The organism is Kibdelosporangium persicum (assembly GCF_013280595.1).
In the GTDB taxonomy this organism is placed as follows: Bacteria; Actinomycetota; Actinomycetes; order Mycobacteriales; family Pseudonocardiaceae; genus Kibdelosporangium; species Kibdelosporangium persicum.
On sequence record NZ_JAAATY010000011.1, the window covers coordinates 233,678 to 251,465 of the forward strand.

Below are 17,788 nucleotides of genomic sequence, written 5' to 3' on the forward strand. Positions count from 1 at the left end.
TGCCTCCTCGGCTCGGCGATACCGTGTCGTCGCATCGTAGTGTCGTGCAGAGAGGCGCAAGCGCGTGCTGTTGGTCTGCGGTTTCACCGTGCCGGACACGGACTCGGCCGGATTCACGGCCCAAGCCACCAGAGCGGTGGAGCTGTTGACGGCCCAGCCCGGCTGCGTCCGCGCAGTCCTCGGCCGCTCCGCCGACGAACCCGACCGCTGGGCACTGACAGTCGAGTTCACGTCCGTGGTCGCCTACCGCCGAGCGATGTCGCCCTTCGACGTCCGCGAGCACGTGATCCCCTTCCTGTCCCGCGGAGACGCGTCGGCCTACGAAATCCTGGCAACCGGCACCGACGGCGCCGTGGACCAGCGAGTCAGTGTGGTCGCCGCCGATGCGGGCACCGCAGGGCCCCGCGACGCCAGCGGCCCCGCCACTCCTCGCGCCTGACCCTCACCGGCCTCCTTCGGTCTCTTCGGCCTGTTCCTGCCATCCCGTCGCGCCCATTACCTGCCCGCGCCTACCCACCCCTGCCATGCCATCACCGTGCTGCGTCATCACCGCGTCGCGCCTGTTGCCCCGTCGCCCCTATCGCCCCCCGTCGCGCCGTCACCGCGCCGCGCCCCATACCCCTCTCCGTCTGGCCCCTTGGGCCCGCCCCGCCCCCGCCACCACCTCCGTGAGCTGGGCCGATGTGGCTTCGGCGACCTGGGAGGGCGCGCTCGTCACAGCCTCATCCGGCCCGGGACGTCGGTTTGTCCCGGGCGAGCGCGCAGGAATGAGAGCCGTCGGGCGAAGACCCCCTGGTTGGGCCAGTGCCGTGGCGAGCTCAGGGCACTGACGATCGGGTTAGTGCCGTGGCCGAGATCGCCGGGCGGGCGTCTTCGGGTGCTGTTCGGTTGTGCGGTGTGCGGCCTGGCGGAGGCGTTAATCACGCTGCGTGTGCGCAGGTGGGGCAGGTGCAGTCTGCGCACGTGCAGTTCGCGCACGAGTCCGCACAAGACCCGCACGAGCAGGCCGCGTGGTTGCACGTCGGGCAGGCGCAGTCCGAGCAGGAACACACCGCACAAGAGTCCGAGCAATGCGGACAGGTGCAGGCGTCGCACTCGTCGTAGTGCACTCCGCGGTCGGTCACGTGCTCCCGGTGCACGTGACCGTCGTGCAGGTAGTCCACGTGGTCGGCGTGCACGATCGCCTCGTGTCCGCAACTTGGGCCATGGGTGTGGCGGTGGGCTTCGGCCTGCTGGTGCGCGACCGTGGTCATGGTTGGTCCCTTCGGCGGTATCCTTCCTACTGAATGGTCGTATTCGTATCCGTGCATCACAACTCGGATCCGTGACGATCAAGCCAATGGAGTGATAGGGGAATCCCCTCGTGGTGGCCGGTGACAGGCGGCTACCCTGGCACTCCCCGAGCTTTTCCCCGTGTACCTGCATATGGAGTGTTCGTGCCCGCCGATCGGATAGATACCATCGTCAGCCTTTGCAAGCGCCGTGGCTTCGTCTACCCGTCCGGGGAGATCTACGGTGGCACGAGGTCAGCTTGGGACTACGGGCCGCTCGGTGTCGAGCTCAAGGAGAACATCAAGCGCCAGTGGTGGAAGGCCGTCGTCCAGGGCCGTGAGGACGTCGTCGGCATCGACTCCTCGGTGATCCTGCCCCGTGAGGTGTGGGTCGCCTCCGGCCACGAGAAGGTCTTCACCGACCCGCTCGTGGAGTGCCTGAGCTGCCACAAGCGCTTCCGTGCCGACCAGCTGGCCGAGGAGTACGAGCAGCGGTCCGGCAAGCCGACCGACGAAGCCGACCTGTCCGACGTGCCGTGCCCCAACTGTGGCACCCGCGGCCAGTACACCGAGCCGCGCGCGTTCAACATGATGCTCAAGACCTTCCTCGGCCCGGTCGAGACCGCCGAGGGCATGGCCTACCTGCGCCCCGAGACCGCGCAGGGCATCTTCGTGAACTACCTGAACGTGCAGACCACCTCCCGCCGCAAGCCGCCGTTCGGCATCGGCCAGATGGGCAAGTCGTTCCGCAACGAGATCACGCCCGGTAACTTCATCTTCCGCACCCGCGAGTTCGAGCAGATGGAGATGGAGTTCTTCGTCGAGCCCGGCACCGATGAAGAGTGGCACCAGACCTGGATCGACGAGCGCATGCGCTGGTACGTCGACTTGGGCATCAACCCGGACAACCTCCGTCTCTACGAACACCCCAAGGAGAAGTTGTCCCACTACTCCAAGAGGACTGTGGACATCGAATACCGCTACGGCCTGGCCAGCGGTGAGTGGGGCGAGCTGGAAGGCATCGCCAACCGGACGGACTTCGACCTGACGACGCACTCCACCCATTCCGGTGTGGACCTGTCCTACTTCGACCAGACCACGGACTCCCGCTACCGCCCGTACGTGATCGAACCGGCCGCCGGTGTCGGCCGCTCGCTGATGGCGTTCATGCTGGACGCCTACCACGAGGACGAGGCACCCAACGCCAAGGGCGGCGTGGACAAGCGGACTGTGCTGCGGCTCGACCGCCGGCTCGCGCCGGTGAAGGTCGCGGTGCTTCCCCTTTCCCGTAACGCGGACCTCTCGCCGAAGGCGCGCGATGTCGCCTCGACGTTGCGCCGCAACTGGAACACGGACTTCGATGACGCCGGCGCGATCGGCCGTCGCTACCGTCGCCAGGACGAGATCGGTACTCCCTTCTGTGTCACGGTCGACTTCGACTCGCTCAACGACCAAGCCGTCACCGTCCGGGAACGGGACAGCATGACCCAGGAGCGAATCTCGATCGACAAGCTCGAGGCCTACCTGGCCGCTCAGTTGCCGGGCTGCTGAGCAGCCTGTTCGACGGCTGTGGCTTTCCCGGCCCCTCGTGAGTACTCAGCCAGCGAGTACTCACGAGGGGGTATCGGGGAGGTCCGGGTGCGCGCCGCCACGTCGCATTCCCGGCCGTCACCCTTCGCATCCCATCGGCTGTCCGGCTCCACCTGTCGTCGCCGTGGGAAGGTCCGAGGTGCGGCTGCGAGAGCCGTCAAGCGTTGTTCCTGATCGACCTCAGGGTCTCAGTGATCACTCCTTTCCGGGCGTTGCCGGACTCCGGACGGTGTGCGGGAGGCGCCTGCCCGGGCCGCGGTCGGGACACGGTCCGAACTGGTCACATGGCGCCAGGGCATGAGTGAGGAGAGGGCCGGAGCGGTAGGGGGAAGCCGGTATCCGGCCCTCTGTGTGGTGCCTCGGCTGGTGACCGCCCCGCGACGCGGAGACCATCAGGATGGCCCGTGTGGACGGTCAGTGCGTGGCGTCATAAGGGCACTAGGATCTCCTTTCCGTTGAAGTGACAGGGTTCCGCGTGATCGGGCGGGCTGGGGCGGTGAACCCGGCCACGCGGGGTCTGCGGCTGTCGAAGGGGCGGTGCCGCGGGTCAGACGCGGGCGCGGGCCTGGTCGAAGACGGCCATCAGTTCGGCGATCACTCCTTCCGGGTCGGAGCGGATCCGGGCGGCGGGCGTGTGCAGGACGAGGAGGCCGGTCGCGGCCAGCCGGGAACCTCGTTTCAGTGCGGTCGGGTAACTGGCCGGAGCGGGGTCGAAGTCGAAGGCGTGCACATCCCACGCGAGCTTCGCCTCCTCCCATGTCCCTGTGACGGTGCCCAAGGGATTGCCTCGGGCGTCGTCGACAGGCACGTTCCACCGCGGCGGGGGTAGCCCAGCGCGGAGGACAAGACCGCGGGCGGAGGACGCGACGCCTGAGCGGATGCGGGCGCCGATGTCCTGCAACACCTCCAGACACAGTGCGGTGCCACGGTGTTTGCCCATGACCAACTGGGTGTTCAACTCGTCGAGCCGGACACCCTTCTGGAACACGACTTCGGCGAACAGGGCGCTCACCAAAACCCGGCTGGTGATCCGCCGCGCCGCGTCAACGGCGGCCCGGGCGAGCGGGACCGTCAACAATCCTTGCCGCAGCACAGGACGAGGCGGAGTCGGCGTTCGTTCCACGAGTACGTCCACACTGCTGCGGACAAAACGCTTGCTGGGGATCAGAAGGTGTACGCGCCCGTGGGGAAGAGCCGTGCGGACACCATGGAGTGCGAGCGCGTCATGGCCTGTGACGACAGCATCTTGGCCCGCGTAGCGCAGTGCTGCCTGAACGAGCTGCCCCCGGGTGGGCGCCCTGCTGTCCAGGAGCAGGACACCGGGTAAAAGACTCTGCCACGGCCCGCCCGGCGAGCATCTTCGTTTGACTGTGGCACCCGTCAGACCGAGATCCACCAGATCCGAGGTACGGGCGATGCGATGGGGAAAGAGAGTGGAGAGAGCGTCGAGGTTGATGAGGTCGCGGTTCGTCATGCGTCCACTCTCGCGGGCGGGGGCGCTGGGCGAAAGCGGACGGGTTGCGGGCTGTGGACAACTGTCGACTGTGGATAACTCGACGTAGATGATCTTTGTGGCGCGCGGATTGTCGGCGGTTCGTGGTAGAGGGCCCACGACAGATGTCATGGGTGTGATCGTGACGGGCGGCCTGATGCTCAGGGTCGGAAACGAGCGATCATGGCCACCATGCGAGAGCGCGGAGCGGCGATCCGGATCGCCGGATTGGCGCCGGATACCTTGTAGCAAAAAGACTTGTCGGCATGAAGATCGCCTACCGGCGGTCCTGCTCGTCAGGGCCGAGGCGGCCGGACTCGCCGGGAACGGGGCTTGCTCTGCCCGGATTCAGGCCTGGACCAGCGGCGAACGAGAACTGTCGGACCCGTCTGGGATGATGCCGGAGTGAACGTCGAAACCCGGACTGTGGGGATCAAGAAGTGGATCAGGCGAGGCCTGATCGGCTTCGTGCTGATGCTCGCCCTGGTCATCGGCGGCACGGGGTTCCAGGTCTGGCAGCATGCCCGTCAGGACGATCGGACCAAAGCGGACGCGGTGGTCGTGCTGGGCGCGGCGCAGTACGCGGGCCGCCCGTCACCGATCCTGGAGGCCCGGCTGCAACACGCGAAGAACCTCTACGACCGTGGCGTGGCCGAACACATCATCACCGGCGGCGGCCGCCAGACAGGCGACCTTTACACCGAGGCCGAAGCGGGGTCGCGGTGGTTGACGTCGCGTGGTGTGCCGCAGGACAAAGTGATCGCTGTCGGCGAGGGCAGCGACACGTTGGGCACGATCGACGCGGTGGCGAAGACCGCGTTGGACCGGGGCTGGCACACCGCGGTGATCGTCAGCGACCCATGGCACTCTTTACGCGCCCGCACCATGGCGCACGACGCGGGGCTGTCGGCGTGGACATCGCCGACGCACCGGGGCCCGGTCGTGCAGACCAGGGAGATCCAGGCGCGCTACATCCTCAGGGAGACGGCCGCGCTGCTGTACTACCGCGTTTTCAACGCCCCGGCCGACGACATCGGTGTTGATCTGTAGTGAGCGGGACCAGACCGGGCTACACCGAGCACGACGTGGCTCGGATGCTCAACGAGCCAACGAAAGGAGGTGGGCTGCCGGGTTTGGCGAAGCCGAGACGAAGTCCGTTCGCGCGGGACCGCGCGAGGGTGCTGCATTCGGCGGCCCTCCGCAGGCTCGCGGGCAAGACGCAGGTCGTCGGCCCCGGTGAGGGCACCGAGGTCTACGGCGTGCCGAGGACACGGCTGACGCATTCGCTCGAAGTGGCGCAGATCGGCCGGGAGATCGCCGAGGAACTGGGCTGCGACCCCGACATCGTGGACACCGCCGGACTGGCCCACGACATCGGCCACCCGCCGTTCGGTCACAACGGCGAGTCGGCACTGGACAAGGCCGCGGCCGAGTACGGCGGATTCGAAGGCAACGCGCAGACGCTCCGGATCCTGACCAGGCTCGAACCGAAGGCCGGGGATGTCGGGCTGAACCTGACCAGGGCCGTGCTGGACGCGTCGGTGAAGTACCCGTGGCCGCGGACGGCGGGGACGCGCAAGTTCGGCGTGTACGAGGACGACCGGGCGGTGTTCGACTGGCTCCGGCAGGGCGCGCCGGAGCGGCGGTGCTGCATCGAGGCCCAGGTGATGGACTGGTCGGACGACGTGGCGTACTCGGTGCACGACGTGGAAGACGGCGTACGGGCGGGCCGGATCGTTCTCGGCGTGCTGGCGGACGCGGAGGAACGGGCGGCCATCGCGGAACTGGCCGCCAAGCACTTCTCCGCCGAGCCGTTCTCCGAACTGGAGGCCGGCGCGGCGCACCTGCTGGACCTGCCCGCTGTCGCGGCGGCGGTCGGGTACGACGGGTCGATCGGCGCGCAGGTCGCGTTGAAGCGGTTGACGAGCGAACTGGTCGGGCGGTTCGCGTCAGCGGCGGTCAGCGAGACCAGGCGGGTGCACGGCGAGGGGGAACTGACCAGGTACGGGGCGGGCCTGGTGGTGCCACGGCAGGCGGCTGTCGAGGTGGCGTTGCTGAAATCCTTGGCGCTGCGGTACGTGATGAGCGACCCGGTGCGGCTCGCGATGCAGGACCGGCAGCGTGTGCTGTTGACCGAGTTGCTCAGTGCGCTGCAGGAGCGAGCACCCGAGAAGCTGGAACCGGCGTTCCAGCCCGCGTGGCGAGACGCGGGTGACGACACGCAGCGGTTCCGGGTGCTGATCGACCAGGTCGCGTCGTTGACCGACGCACAGGCCGTGGCCTGGCACGCGGCGCTCGTTCGCTCGCGGTGAACTGCCGTCAGGTGTGGCCAATGGCACACTCGGGATATGGCCAACCCACTTAAGCGCGCGATTCGCTCGGTACTCCGGCGACTACTGCGACGCCGGGTGCCCGCCGGTGGCGGGCCGGGGCGCCCCGGCGAGGCAGGCGGTTCGGCAGGAGTCCGCGAGCCGCGCCGCCCGAAACCCACAGGCCCGCAGTCCGCCGCGGGCGTCAAACCGGACCCCCAGGAGGGACAGACGATCACATTGCAGGACCCGCGCCGGTGAGCCGGCAGTCGCTGAACGTGCGGGCGCATCTGGATTTCACGGTCGCGTTGCAGGACGTCATCGCGGCGGCCGGTGACCCGGCGGGCAACACCGTCTGGTCGCCGTTCTCGGTCGCCAGCGCCTTGGCGCTGGTCACCCGTGGTGCGGCGGGCACGACCAAGGACGAACTGGTCTCGCTGCTGCTCGGCGACAAGTCGGCTCAGGTCGAGGACCTGATCCGGTTGCTGGACAAGGCCGAACGGCTCGCCGAGCCGCACGGGGACCAGCAGACGCCGGTCCTGGAAGTGGCCAACACGTTGTGGGCGGACAAGCGCGTCAGGATCCGGCAGGCGTTCGCCGCGGCGCTCGAGGCCATGCCGAGCGGTTCGGTCCGTCCGGCGCCGTTCCGCGACGACCCGGAGGGCGCGCGTGGGCAGATCAACGCCGACGTGGCGGCGACGACCAGGGACCTGATCCCCGAGTTGCTTCCACCCGGCGTGATCCAGGCGGACACCATCGCCGCACTGGTCAACGCGCTGTACTTGAAGGTCTCCTGGCGCAACAGGTTCGAGGAGGCCGCCACGGAGCCGCGCCCGTTCCACACGCCGGGTGGTGTGGTGCGGGTGCCGACCATGTGGCTCAGTGAAACGCTGGGCTACGCAAGGACTTCCGGCTGGCAGGTGGTGGTGATGCCGGCGGTCGGCGGCGTCGAGGCGGTCGTGCTGCTTCCGGACGATGACTCGTCCACAGTGGACCGGCTGGCGGTGGACGCGACGACGTTGGAGACCTTGCTGGACAAGCCGAAGCGGCAGAAGGTCAGCCTGCGGATGCCGAAGTTGCGGCTGAAGCTGGGTGCCGAGCTGACCGACGCGCTGAACCAGCTCGGGGTGCGGACCGTCTTCACCGACGACGCGGACCTGAGTGGGATCAGTGCGGACCCGTTGGCCGTCCAGGCGGTCATCCACGAGTCGGTGCTCAAGATCGACGAGCAGGGGCTGGAGGGTGCGGCCGCGACCGCGGTGATGATGCGGACGCTGTCACTCGACCTCACACCGCCGGTCGAGGTCGACGTGGACCGTCCGTTCCTGTTGCTGGTGCGGCACAAGGACAGCGGTGTCGTGTACTTCTCGGCACGGGTCAACGACCCGGCCAAGACGGACTGAGGAGTCCGTCGGCATAGGCTGGCGCGATGTCACCTGTGCGAGTTGAGCGGTCTGGGCCCGTGTGGACGGTCGTGCTGTCGCGGCCGGAGGCACGCAATGCCGTGGACGGGGAAACGGCACACGCGCTGGCGGACGCGTTCCGCCAGTTCGACGCGGCCGAGGACGCGTCGGTCGCGGTGTTGTGGGGCGAAGGAGGAACGTTCTGTGCCGGGGCGGACCTGAAGGCGGTCGGCACCCGGAAGGGCAACCGGGTCGAGCGGGACGGCGACGGTCCGATGGGACCTACCCGGATGCGGCTGGGCAAGCCGGTGATCGCGGCCGTGGCCGGGTACGCGGTGGCGGGCGGGCTTGAACTGGCCACGTGGTGCGACCTGCGGGTGGCGGCGCAGGACGCGGTCTTCGGCGTGTTCTGCCGGCGGTGGGGCGTGCCGCTGGTCGACGGCGGCACTGTCCGGCTGCCGCGACTGATCGGGCAGAGCCGGGCCATGGACATGATCCTGACCGGGCGGGCCGTGCCGGCGGAGGAAGCGCTGGCGATGGGCTTGGTGAACAGGGTCGTTCCGGTGGGTGAGGAGCGTGTGGCCGCCGAGTCGCTCGCGGCCGACCTGGCGCGGCTGCCGCAGACGTGCATGCGTCAGGACCGGCTGTCGGTGCTGGACCAGTGGGGCTTGGACGAGCGGGCGGCGATGGCACAGGAACTCGAGCACGGGCTGATCTCGCTGGCGGATAAGGCGCTGGCGGGCGCGGCACGGTTCGCCGCCGGTGCGGGACGTCATGGCGCCACGGCCGCCGAGGAACAGTGAACTGGGCTGTCACACAGTCCGGGGCTGTCTCGTCTGAGGGGTGACCCAGACGAGAGGACGAGGACGATGTCTCGGATTGTTGGTGTGGCACCGAAGAAAGCGGGTTTCTTCGGCCGGATGATCTACCGGATGGCGGCCAAGCGGTACGGCGTCCTGATGGAGCCGCTGGCCGTCTCCCGGCACCACGGCGGCGTGTTCTACACGTACGCGGTCCACGAGCTGATGGCCGAACGTGTCAGCAGGACGCTGCCGAAATCCGTGCGTGAGCTGGCGGTCTACCGGGCCGCGGTGCGGCTCGGCTGTGAGTGGTGCATCGACTTCGGCACGATGCTTCAGCGGCTGGACGGGCTGGACGTGGAGCGGCTGCGGGAGATCGACGACTACGCCACCTCGCCGAGGTTCACCCACGAGGAGCGGCTCGCGATCGCCTACGCGGACGCGATGACCGCGACACCCGTACAGGTCACCGACGAGCAGGTCGCCGAGTTGACGGAGGCGTTCGGCGAGAAGGGCGTGATCGAACTCACCTATCAGATCGCGTTGGAGAACATGCGGGCTCGCTTCAACAGCGGGCTGGGCATCACCGAACAGGGCTTCTCGTCCGGCGACGCCTGCCGGGTACCGCTCACCCGGTGACGCCTGGCCCTAGAAAGTGACGCGGGTGAGTTTCTCCGGGTTCGCCACGTCGTAGAACCCGGCGATCTTCCCGTCCCGGATGGCGAACGCGGACACCCGGCGGGTGAGGTCCAGGTGTTCCGCGTCGCCGGGACGGTCAGGGAACAACACGCCGAGATCGCCGTTGACCAGCACCGGCTGCCCGACGCCTGCCATGCCCGTCTCGGCGAGGCCGTAGCGGACCATGAGGCCGAGCAGGAAGCGGGCGACCTTGTCCGCGCCGTGGATGACCTGGCGCGCGGTGCGGGCCTTGCCGTCCGCGTCGCCGACCAGCGCCACGTCCGGGTGCAGCAGTTCGACGACCGCCTGCATGTCACCGCTGGCCAGCGCGGTCATGAAGCGTTCCAGCAGGTCCCGCTGCTCGTCCAGGGACGCCCGGGGCGGGGGATTGGCGTCGGCGACGGCTTTGCGGCCCCGGGAGGCGTACTGGCGGGCGGTCGCCGGGGAGACACCGAGGATCTCGGCGATCTCGTCGAACGGGACACCGAAGGCGTCGTGGAGCACGAACGCGACCCGCTGTTCCGGCGTCATCTTGTCGAGCACGATGAGAGCCGCCATACGAACGCCGTCGTCGCGCACGATCGTATCCAGCGGGTCCTCGCTCGGCTGCCCGCCGAAGGAGGTCACGACCGGCTCGGGCAGCCAGGAACCGGTGTAGCGCTCACGGCGAACAGCCGCGGATCGCAGGCGGTCCAGGCAGATCCGGCCGACCACGGTGGTCAGCCACCCCTTGAGGTCCCTGATCTCCGAACGGTCCACAGTGGACAGTCGAAGCCATGCCTCCTGCACCGCGTCCTCGGCGTCGGCGAGCGTGCTCGTCAGCCGGTACGCCACCCCGAGCAGGTGGCTCCGGTACTCGGAGAACTCGTCGGCGAGAGTGTCCAGGCTGACCGTCACAATCGCATCGTAGGCGCCAGGCCTAACATGGACCGTGTGGCAGGACGGATCCGGGAGAGCGACATCGCCCTCGTGCGTGAGCGCGTCAGGATCGACGACGTAATCGGCGAGTATGTCGCTTTGCGTCAAGTCGGTGGGGGAGCGGTCAAAGGCCTGTGCCCGTTCCACGACGAGAAGACGCCGTCGTTCAACGTGCGCCCGACGCACGGCACGTTCCACTGCTTCGGCTGTGGTGAAGGCGGCGATGTCATCGCCTTCCTGTGCAAGATCGATCACCTGAGCTTCGTCGAGTCCGTCGAGCGGCTCGCCGAACGTGCCGGGATCAAACTGACCTACGAGGGCGGCGGCGCGAGCGTCCAGCGTGATCGCGGCACCCGGACCAGGCTGATCGACGCGCACCGCGCGGCCGCCGAGTTCTACGCCGAGCAACTGCACACCCCGGAGGCCAAACCGGCGCGCGAGTTCCTCGCCGAGCGCGGGTTCGACCAGGCCGCCGCCGTGATGTTCGGCTGCGGGTACGCGCCGGCGGGCTGGGACACCCTGACGAAATACCTGCTCAGCCGCGGCTTCGAGCTGACCGAGCTGGAGAAGGCCGGGCTGTCCAAACCGGGCAGGCGGGGCCCGATCGACCAGTTCCACCGCAGGCTGCTGTGGCCGATCAAGGATCTGGGCGGCGACGTGGTGGGCTTCGGTGCCCGCCGGATCTACGACGACGACCCGATCCAGGCCAAGTACCTCAACACCCGGGACTCGCCGATCTACCACAAGTCGCAGGTGTTGTTCGGCCTGGACCTGGCGAAACGGGAGATCTCCAAGCGCCACCAGGTCGTGGTGGTCGAGGGCTACACCGACGTGATGGCGATGCACCTGGCGGGTGTCCCGACCGCGGTGGCGTCCTGTGGCACGGCGTTCGGCAACGAGCACATCGCTGTGCTGCGCCGGCTGCTGATGGACGACAAGTTCTTCCGTGGCGAGGTCATCTACACCTTCGACGGTGACGAAGCGGGCCAGAAGGCCGCGATGAAAGCGTTCGAGGAGGACCAGCGGTTCGCCTCGCAGACGTTCATCGCCGTCGCCCCGGACGGCATGGACCCGTGCGAACTGCGCCAGGCCAAGGGCGACACGGCGGTGCGTGACCTGGTCGCCCGGCGGCAGCGGCTGATCGAGTTCTGGATCCGGTCGGAGCTGGCCGGGCACGATCTCGACGCCGCTGAGGGGCGCGTCCAGGCGCTGCGCCGGACCGTTCCGATGGTCGCGCAGATCAAGGACTTCTCCCTGCGGGACGAGTACGCGCGCCAGCTCGCCGGCTGGATCGGCTGGGACGACATCCAGACCGTGGTCCGCCGGGTCCGGGAGACGGCCAACGGCAAACCCGCGCCCACGCCGGCGCGCAAGGCGCCTGCCGTCGACCAGAACCAGGGCGCGCTGGCGATCGAGGTCGAAGGCCCGAAGCGCCCGAAGCCCAACGACCCGGAGCTGCACCTGCAGCGGGAGGCGCTCAAAGCGGCGTTGCAGGTCCCGCACCTGGCCGGGCCGCATTTCGACAGCCTGCCCAGCGAGGCGTTCACCGAGCCCGCGTACCTCGAGCTGCACAAGGCGCTGCACGCCGCCGGTGGCGCGTCCTGCGGGCTGGCCGGGCCCGCGTTGTTCGACGCGGTCAGCAAGAACTGCCAGCACCAGGTCGTCCAGTCGCTGGTCAGCGAGTTGTCCGTGGAGGCGATGCACTCGCACGGCGAGCCGAGCCTGCGGTACGTGGACAGCCTGATCGCGGCGCTGAACAAGAGCCTGGTGGCGCGGCAGATCGCGGACATCAAGTCCCGGCTGCAGCGGCTGAGCCCGCTGGAGAACGCCGACGAGTACCGGCAGCTGTTCGGCGATCTGGTGGCCATGGAGCAGTACCACAAAGCGCTGGGGGAGCAGGCCGCCGGGAGCTACCCGTGATCCTGCGCCGATTCGTCAACCGGCTGACCGGCCGGCGGACGCCCGACGACTTCGACGGCACCCTCGAAGACGGCGAGTACGTGATCGCCTCGGCGGAGGTGAAGTCGGGCGGGCACATGGTGGCCACCTCGCGAGGCCTCTGGCTGCCGGGGTCCCGCCGGGTCGGCTGGCACATGATCAGCAAGGCGACCTGGGGCGGCGGCACGCTGGTGCTGATCGAGGCGGTCGAGGCGGCCAAGGCCGGGGACGCGGTCGTACTGGCGGACCAGCCGCCGGTGCGGTTCGTGTTCGTGCAGAGCGGCAAGCTGCCGGACATCGTCCACGCACGGGTGACGAAGTCCATCGTGTCCCGCCATCGCCAGGAACTGCCCGGTGGCGGCGCGTGGTTCGTGCAGCGCAGAGTGCCTGGGCAGGATGGCGTCGTGCTGCAGGTGCGGCCGGACAAAGGGACCGACGAGGCCGCGGTGCGGCGGGTGGCCGAGGAGGTCGCCGCGAAGTTGAGGTTGATGAAGCCGGACCTCGAGCAATAAAGTACGTACGTACGGTTTGCTGGAGGTGGTTCTATGTGGGATCCGGACAAGTACCTGACCTTTGCTGATCACCGCGCACGCCCGTTCTACGAGCTGATCGCCCGCATCCAGGCCAAGGCGCCCCGTCGTGTGGTCGATGTCGGATGCGGCCCCGGCAATCTGACCACGGTCCTCGCTGACCGCTGGCCCGACGCGAAGATCGAGGCGCTCGACTCGTCCCCTGAAATGGTGGAGGCGGCGCGAGCGCGTGGCATCGACGCCTACGTCGGCGACGTCACCACGTGGAAACCGCAGCCGGACACCGATGTCGTCGTCACCAACGCCGTACTGCAGTGGGTGCCTGGGCACCCGGACATCCTGCGCCGTTGGGTGACGGAACTGCCCTCGGGCGCGTGGATAGCCATGCAGGTGCCTGGCAACTTCGACGGCCCGTCGCACACGCTGGTCCGTGAACTCGTCGCGACCTCGTGGCGCTCACGTCTGGCTGACGTCGACCTTCGCCCCGCGGACGCCGTGCTCACGCCAGTCGGCTACGCCGACGTCTTCGACGGCTGCGAAGTCGACACGTGGGAGACGACGTACACCCAGGTACTGACCGGCGACGACCCCGTGCTGGAGTGGATCACCGGGACAGCACTGCGCCCGATCCGCGCGGCTCTGACCGACGACGAATGGGCGCGGTTCCGTGCCGACCTGGCGCCCGCTCTGCGCGAGGCCTACCCGCCCAGGAACGACGGCCGCACCTGGTTCCCGTTCCGCAGGGTGTTCGCTGTCGCGCGGGTCAGCTGACCGGCTGCCGGTTGTTGTTGCGGCCCAGTTTCTCGCCGATCTTCTGCCGGGCGACCCCGGCCGCGCTCTGCAACGCCGGGTGCTCGATCAGGCTGTGGTACGCGCGCATGATCTGGTCGTACCGTTCGCGTCCGGCCTTCGCGCCGAGCACGTAGCCAACAGCAACTCCAGCCAGGAACACCTTCATCGTCACTGCCTCCTGTGCGTCGACTGCGTGAAGTCCATCTTCCCGCAACAACCACCCCCCTGCCGCGCTGCCCCGGGGGTATGCGCTAGAGTTACCCCCTGTCAGGCCAAGGCAACCCCAGGCCGGGCAGCGGCAGTCCTCCATAGCTCAATTGGCAGAGCATTCGACTGTTAATCGAAGGGTTGCTGGTTCGAGTCCAGCTGGAGGAGCAAAACCCCAGGTCAGCGCACCTGGGGTTCTTTATATCCGAGGGCCGGTAGCTCAGTTGGTCAGAGCAGGGGACTCATAATCCCTTGGCCGTGGGTTCGAGCCCCACCCGGCCCACGGGCTCTGGGCGACCCTGCTCGGCGCTGGAGCGCCTCGCCGGGTCGCCCGTCATCATTTTGGGGGCCGAGCCCCCATATCCCCACGGTCGGGTTTCTTGCGTTCGCAGTGGGTTCGGGCGTTCTGTGGTGTTGGACCACTGAGGACCGGCGGTGATGTCCGGATATGGCCGGGCTCGGGGGTTGGCGTACTCGATCACGAGGTATGAGTCGAGCGGATGACGTGGTGTACCAAGGGTTTCGGGCGTTGCGGTTTTCGCTGCGCCAACGCGGCTAGCGGGTCGGCAGGACTGGGCCGCCGGTCCAGGTGGAGAAGATCAGGTGGGTCTCCACTCGGCCGACCTCGCGGCGGGCCGTGTACTCGTCGAGCACGAGGCGCTGGAGGTCGGCCGTGCTCGTGCAGGCGACGTGCACGACGAAGTCGCTGGCTCCGGTCACGTGGTGCAGGGCCAAGGTTTCCGGCAGCGACAGCACATGCTTGACGAACGGGTCCACCAACGGCCGTGCGTGCGGCTGGACCTGTACCGCCAGCAGGGCCTGGATGCTGCGGCCGACCGCTTCGGGAGCCACCGTCGCGGTGTAGCCGGTGATCACGCCGAGGCGCTTGAGCCGCGCCACCCGGTCGAGGCAGGTCGACGGCGCCACGCCGACCTGGGCGGCGAGGTCCTTGTTGGCGATCCGGCCGTCGGCCTGCAGGATCCGCAGGATCGCGACGTCCACCGAATCCAGGGTCTCGTTGTCGGGCATGCGCCGAACCGTATCCGGTCGACACCAGGTTAACGACTCGTGCACCGAATCGGGAGGAACGATCAGGGCGGACAACCGAACTGAATACGGAGAACGTGCCACGAACCCGGATGGCCAGGCACGCTGCGGTCATGACTCTCGACACCCGTGCGATCCACGCTGGTCGTGATGATCTCGTTGACCTCGGCGTCCACGCCGTTCCGCTGGACCTGTCCACCACCTACCCGGCGAGGGACAGCGGCGCCGAAGCGTCCCGGCTCGATGCCTTCGCCACCGGCGAACTGGACGGTGGCCTGCCCATCTACGGCCGGGTGAGCAACCCGACGGTGGAGCGGTTCGAAACGGCCCTCGCCGAACTGGAGGGATGCGACGCCGCTGTCGCGTTCGCCAGTGGCATGGCTGCCCTCTCGGCGTGCCTGCTGGCCGCCGTCACCCAGGGCAAGCCGCATGTCGTCGGTATCAGGCCGTTGTACGGCACGACCGATCACCTCGTGGCGTCCGGACTGCTGGGCAACTTCGTCACCTGGGCCAGCGCCGACCTGGTCGCGGGCGCGATCCGCCCGGACACCGGACTGGTCATCGTCGAATCACCCGCCAACCCCACCCTGACCGAAGTGGACATCGCACGGCTCGTCGACGCCGCCGGTGACGTGCCTGTGTTGGTGGACAACACGTTCGCGACTCCCGTGCTGCAGCGGCCCGTCGAGTACGGCGCCAAGATCGTGCTGCACAGCGCGACGAAATTCCTGGGCGGGCACGGCGATGTGATGGGCGGGATCGTCGCGTGCGACGAGGAGTACGCCCGTCTGCTGCGTCAGCTGCGGTTCGCCACCGGCGGAGTCCTGCATCCGCTGGCGGGATACCTGTTGCTGCGCGGCCTTTCCACGCTTCCGGTCCGCATCCGCGCGGCCTCGGCCAACGCCGCCGTGCTCGCCGAGCGGCTCACGCGGCACCCGAAGGTCCAGCGCGTGCACTACCCCAAGATCGGGGGAGCGCTGGTGTCCATCGAGGTGGCCGGTGACCCGCTCGCGGTCGTCTCCGGGGTACGGGTGTTCACGCCCGCGGTCAGCCTGGGCAGCGTCGACAGTCTCATCCAGCACCCGGGATCGCTGACCCACCGCATCATGACGGAGGCCGACCGCGGCGACGCGGGGATCAGCGACCAGCTGCTGCGGCTGTCGGTCGGCCTCGAGGACGTCGAAGACCTCTGGCACGACCTCGACCAGGCACTGCAGAAGGCCTAGAAACAGGCCTACTTGTTCGGCGACACCATGATCGGTGATCCCTGCGGCACCGGCAGCACCTGGACCTTGCCGGACTTGATCGCCTCGTTGACCGCCTGCTGTTGCTGGTAGGCCTGGTATCCCGGGATACCGCCGGGGAAGTTGGCGGCCGCCTGCTTGTCCACGTCCGCGGCCTGGCTGCGCAGTTCGGCCGCCTGCTTGTCCGTCAGGCCCTGCACGAGGGCCGGCTGGATGCCCGGCTTCTGCAGCAGCACCGAGTTGATGCTGATCAGGTCGACGCCCTGGGTGAGGCTCTTGAGCACCTCCGGCAGCTGCGCCAGAACGTCACGCTCCCACTGCGACTTCGACGGCGCGTCGTTGTACAGCTTCTGCCACGGGTACTTCAGCGCCTCGTTGTCCGTCGCGCGGTCCAGCGCCGCGCCGACGTAGTTGCGCAGCAACGAGTTCCAGCCGGTCTTCATCTGCTCGCCGCCGTCGGTCGGGGCGGCGTCGTACTTGTACGCGATGAGTTCGTGGAACATCTGCAGTTTGCCGCCGGGCCAGACCTTCCCGGTCGGGTCGGTGAACTCCGAGCAGTCGGTGTTCAGGGTGAACTTCACCGTCCCGGTCACCTTGATCTCCTGGGAGTCCTGCGTCGTCGACGTCAGCGGTGCCGAGTCGATGCCGTCACCGTCGCCGAACGTGAAATCCCGCTGCCCTTTCGGGTAGTAGTAGTGGTCGTCGTTGACGTCACTGACGTCCCGGTCGGTCTCGCACTCCACGAACTTGCGGGAGTCGAACGGTCCGGCGCCGTACTGCAACGAGACCTCGCTCGAGGTCGGGTTGGCGATGGAACACCCGGTCAGCAGGGCGGCTGCGGCCAGTGTCGATAACGCGGTGAGACGGCGTGTCATGGTTTCCCCTCAGTCACAAGTGCCGGAACGGCCGAGCGCAGATTGTGTCATGGGCCACCCGGGACCGATCCCGGTACAGGCGCGGAACATTCCGGTAAAGCGTTTCCCCCGGATGCCACCATTGTCCGGTGCGTGACTTGCTGCGATGGCAGTTCGACCTGACCTGGTCGCTGCTGGAACTCCACCTCGCCGAACTGACCGCGGCGGATTTCCGGTGGGAGCCTTCGGGGTGCACCTGGGCCGTCCGCGATGGTGTCCCCGACTGGGCGGACACCGAACCGGACCCGATCCCGGTGCCCACGATCGGCTGGATCACCTGGCACATCGGCTGGTGGTGGTCGGTCACGCTGGACCACGCGCAGGTCCGCTCGCCGCGCGACCGCACCGAAATCGGCTGGCCCGGTGACGGTGAACCGGCCGTCCAGTGGTTGCGGGACCTGCGGGAGGAGTGGATCACGGTTCTCGGCGACATCGACCTGACCGCGCAGGCCTCCTTTCCGTGGCAGGACGATCCGACGATGACTGTGGCCCATATGGCGGGCTGGGTGAATTCCGAACTGATGAAGAACGTGGCCGAGATAGGGCAATTGAGGTTGCTGCGCGTCAATTCGGCATAAGTGCGGGTACTGCCCGGACGCGGCCGTTACCGTGCTCGCCGCTGCCAAGCTCGCGTCCGTGAGCCGACTGCTTTCCA

At 68.2% G+C, this 17,788-nt stretch carries 19 protein-coding genes and 2 tRNA genes; 16 read left to right on the forward strand and 5 right to left on the reverse strand.

The features are described from left to right. The first annotated feature begins 64 nt into the window (after positions 1-64). The 3 genes from GC106_RS21415 to GC106_RS21425 all read left to right on the forward strand — a co-directional run bounded on the left by GC106_RS21415 (position 65) and on the right by GC106_RS21425 (position 2,822). On the forward strand, positions 65-439 hold the full coding sequence (locus GC106_RS21415) for an antibiotic biosynthesis monooxygenase family protein (protein ID WP_173133478.1): 375 nt from the start codon (positions 65-67) through the stop codon (positions 437-439). A gap of 509 nt (positions 440-948) precedes the next feature. Further along, positions 949-1,104, forward strand: coding sequence for a hypothetical protein (locus tag GC106_RS21420; RefSeq protein WP_173133481.1), 156 nt, complete (start codon positions 949-951; stop codon positions 1,102-1,104). A gap of 332 nt (positions 1,105-1,436) precedes the next feature. Next, the gene (locus tag GC106_RS21425) at positions 1,437-2,822 is read left to right on the forward strand and encodes a glycine--tRNA ligase (RefSeq protein ID WP_173133483.1); all 1,386 of its coding nucleotides are present in this window, start codon (positions 1,437-1,439) and stop codon (positions 2,820-2,822) included. A 586-nt stretch (positions 2,823-3,408) separates the two neighbouring features. Here the strand turns inward: GC106_RS21425 and GC106_RS21430 are convergent. Further along, positions 3,409-4,335 carry a hypothetical protein gene (locus tag GC106_RS21430; protein ID WP_173133485.1) on the reverse strand — a complete coding sequence of 309 codons (927 nt, stop codon included), beginning with the start codon at positions 4,333-4,335 and terminating at the stop codon, positions 3,409-3,411. A 492-nt stretch (positions 4,336-4,827) separates the two neighbouring features. Here GC106_RS21430 and GC106_RS21435 point away from each other — a divergent pair, with 492 nt between their 5' ends. The 6 genes from GC106_RS21435 (at position 4,828) to GC106_RS21460 (ending at position 9,504) form a co-directional block, all read left to right on the forward strand. Continuing rightward, positions 4,828-5,403 carry a YdcF family protein gene (locus tag GC106_RS21435; protein WP_173133633.1) on the forward strand — a complete coding sequence of 192 codons (576 nt, stop codon included), beginning with the start codon at positions 4,828-4,830 and terminating at the stop codon, positions 5,401-5,403. Next, a complete protein-coding gene (locus tag GC106_RS21440; protein ID WP_312872770.1) occupies positions 5,403-6,665 on the forward strand; it encodes a deoxyguanosinetriphosphate triphosphohydrolase in 1,263 nt (420 codons plus the stop codon). Before GC106_RS21435 ends, GC106_RS21440 begins: the two co-directional genes overlap by 1 nt. A 36-nt stretch (positions 6,666-6,701) precedes the next feature. Then, a complete protein-coding gene (locus tag GC106_RS21445) occupies positions 6,702-6,923 on the forward strand; it encodes a hypothetical protein (RefSeq protein WP_173133487.1) in 222 nt (73 codons plus the stop codon). Continuing rightward, the gene (locus tag GC106_RS21450) at positions 6,920-8,065 is read left to right on the forward strand and encodes a serpin family protein (protein ID WP_312872771.1); all 1,146 of its coding nucleotides are present in this window, start codon (positions 6,920-6,922) and stop codon (positions 8,063-8,065) included. Before GC106_RS21445 ends, GC106_RS21450 begins: the two co-directional genes overlap by 4 nt. A gap of 26 nt (positions 8,066-8,091) precedes the next feature. Further along, positions 8,092-8,868: a crotonase/enoyl-CoA hydratase family protein gene (locus GC106_RS21455; protein ID WP_173133490.1), complete on the forward strand. Its 777-nt coding sequence runs from the start codon at positions 8,092-8,094 to the stop codon at positions 8,866-8,868. Positions 8,869-8,934: 66 nt separating this feature from the next. Continuing rightward, positions 8,935-9,504 carry a carboxymuconolactone decarboxylase family protein gene (locus GC106_RS21460; protein WP_173133493.1) on the forward strand — a complete coding sequence of 190 codons (570 nt, stop codon included), beginning with the start codon at positions 8,935-8,937 and terminating at the stop codon, positions 9,502-9,504. Between the two features lie 9 nt (positions 9,505-9,513). Here the strand turns inward: GC106_RS21460 and GC106_RS21465 are convergent, their stop codons facing one another. Beyond that, positions 9,514-10,440, reverse strand: coding sequence for a sigma-70 family RNA polymerase sigma factor (locus GC106_RS21465; protein ID WP_312872772.1), 927 nt, complete (start codon positions 10,438-10,440; stop codon positions 9,514-9,516). A 36-nt stretch (positions 10,441-10,476) separates the two neighbouring features. Here GC106_RS21465 and dnaG point away from each other — a divergent pair, with 36 nt between their 5' ends. From dnaG to GC106_RS21480, 3 genes are read left to right on the forward strand one after another with little or no spacing between them, the layout of a single operon-like run. After that, positions 10,477-12,381, forward strand: a complete 1,905-nt coding sequence (gene dnaG, locus GC106_RS21470; RefSeq protein ID WP_173133496.1) for a DNA primase — start codon at positions 10,477-10,479, stop codon at positions 12,379-12,381. Continuing rightward, positions 12,378-12,911, forward strand: a complete 534-nt coding sequence (locus GC106_RS21475; protein WP_312872773.1) for a hypothetical protein — start codon at positions 12,378-12,380, stop codon at positions 12,909-12,911. Before dnaG ends, GC106_RS21475 begins: the two co-directional genes overlap by 4 nt. A 33-nt stretch (positions 12,912-12,944) precedes the next feature. Continuing rightward, positions 12,945-13,700, forward strand: coding sequence for a trans-aconitate 2-methyltransferase (locus tag GC106_RS21480; protein ID WP_173133499.1), 756 nt, complete (start codon positions 12,945-12,947; stop codon positions 13,698-13,700). Here GC106_RS21480 and GC106_RS21485 read toward each other — a convergent pair. Next, complete coding sequence (locus GC106_RS21485; RefSeq protein WP_173133502.1) at positions 13,693-13,887, reverse strand: hypothetical protein; 195 nt, start codon at positions 13,885-13,887, stop codon at positions 13,693-13,695. The two genes, GC106_RS21480 and GC106_RS21485, sit on opposite strands and share 8 nt — an antisense overlap. 136 nt (positions 13,888-14,023) lie before the next feature. On the opposite strand from GC106_RS21485, the gene GC106_RS21490 reads away from it, so the two are divergent. Further along, a tRNA-Asn gene (locus GC106_RS21490) sits at positions 14,024-14,096 on the forward strand. 41 nt (positions 14,097-14,137) lie between these two features. Beyond that, positions 14,138-14,211 (forward strand) — tRNA-Ile (locus tag GC106_RS21495). Positions 14,212-14,483: 272 nt separating this feature from the next. Here GC106_RS21495 and GC106_RS21500 read toward each other — a convergent pair. Further along, positions 14,484-14,957, reverse strand: a complete 474-nt coding sequence (locus tag GC106_RS21500; RefSeq protein ID WP_173133505.1) for an Lrp/AsnC family transcriptional regulator — start codon at positions 14,955-14,957, stop codon at positions 14,484-14,486. Between the two features lie 131 nt (positions 14,958-15,088). On the opposite strand from GC106_RS21500, the gene GC106_RS21505 reads away from it, so the two are divergent. Beyond that, on the forward strand, positions 15,089-16,201 hold the full coding sequence (locus GC106_RS21505; RefSeq protein WP_217280757.1) for a trans-sulfuration enzyme family protein: 1,113 nt from the start codon (positions 15,089-15,091) through the stop codon (positions 16,199-16,201). Between the two features lie 8 nt (positions 16,202-16,209). Here GC106_RS21505 and GC106_RS21510 read toward each other — a convergent pair whose 3' ends face one another. After that, complete coding sequence (locus tag GC106_RS21510) at positions 16,210-17,094, reverse strand: SPFH domain-containing protein (RefSeq protein ID WP_173133511.1); 885 nt, start codon at positions 17,092-17,094, stop codon at positions 16,210-16,212. Between the two features lie 128 nt (positions 17,095-17,222). On the opposite strand from GC106_RS21510, the gene GC106_RS21515 reads away from it, so the two are divergent. Next, on the forward strand, positions 17,223-17,711 hold the full coding sequence (locus tag GC106_RS21515; protein WP_415830325.1) for a DinB family protein: 489 nt from the start codon (positions 17,223-17,225) through the stop codon (positions 17,709-17,711). Positions 17,712-17,788 lie beyond the last annotated feature (77 nt).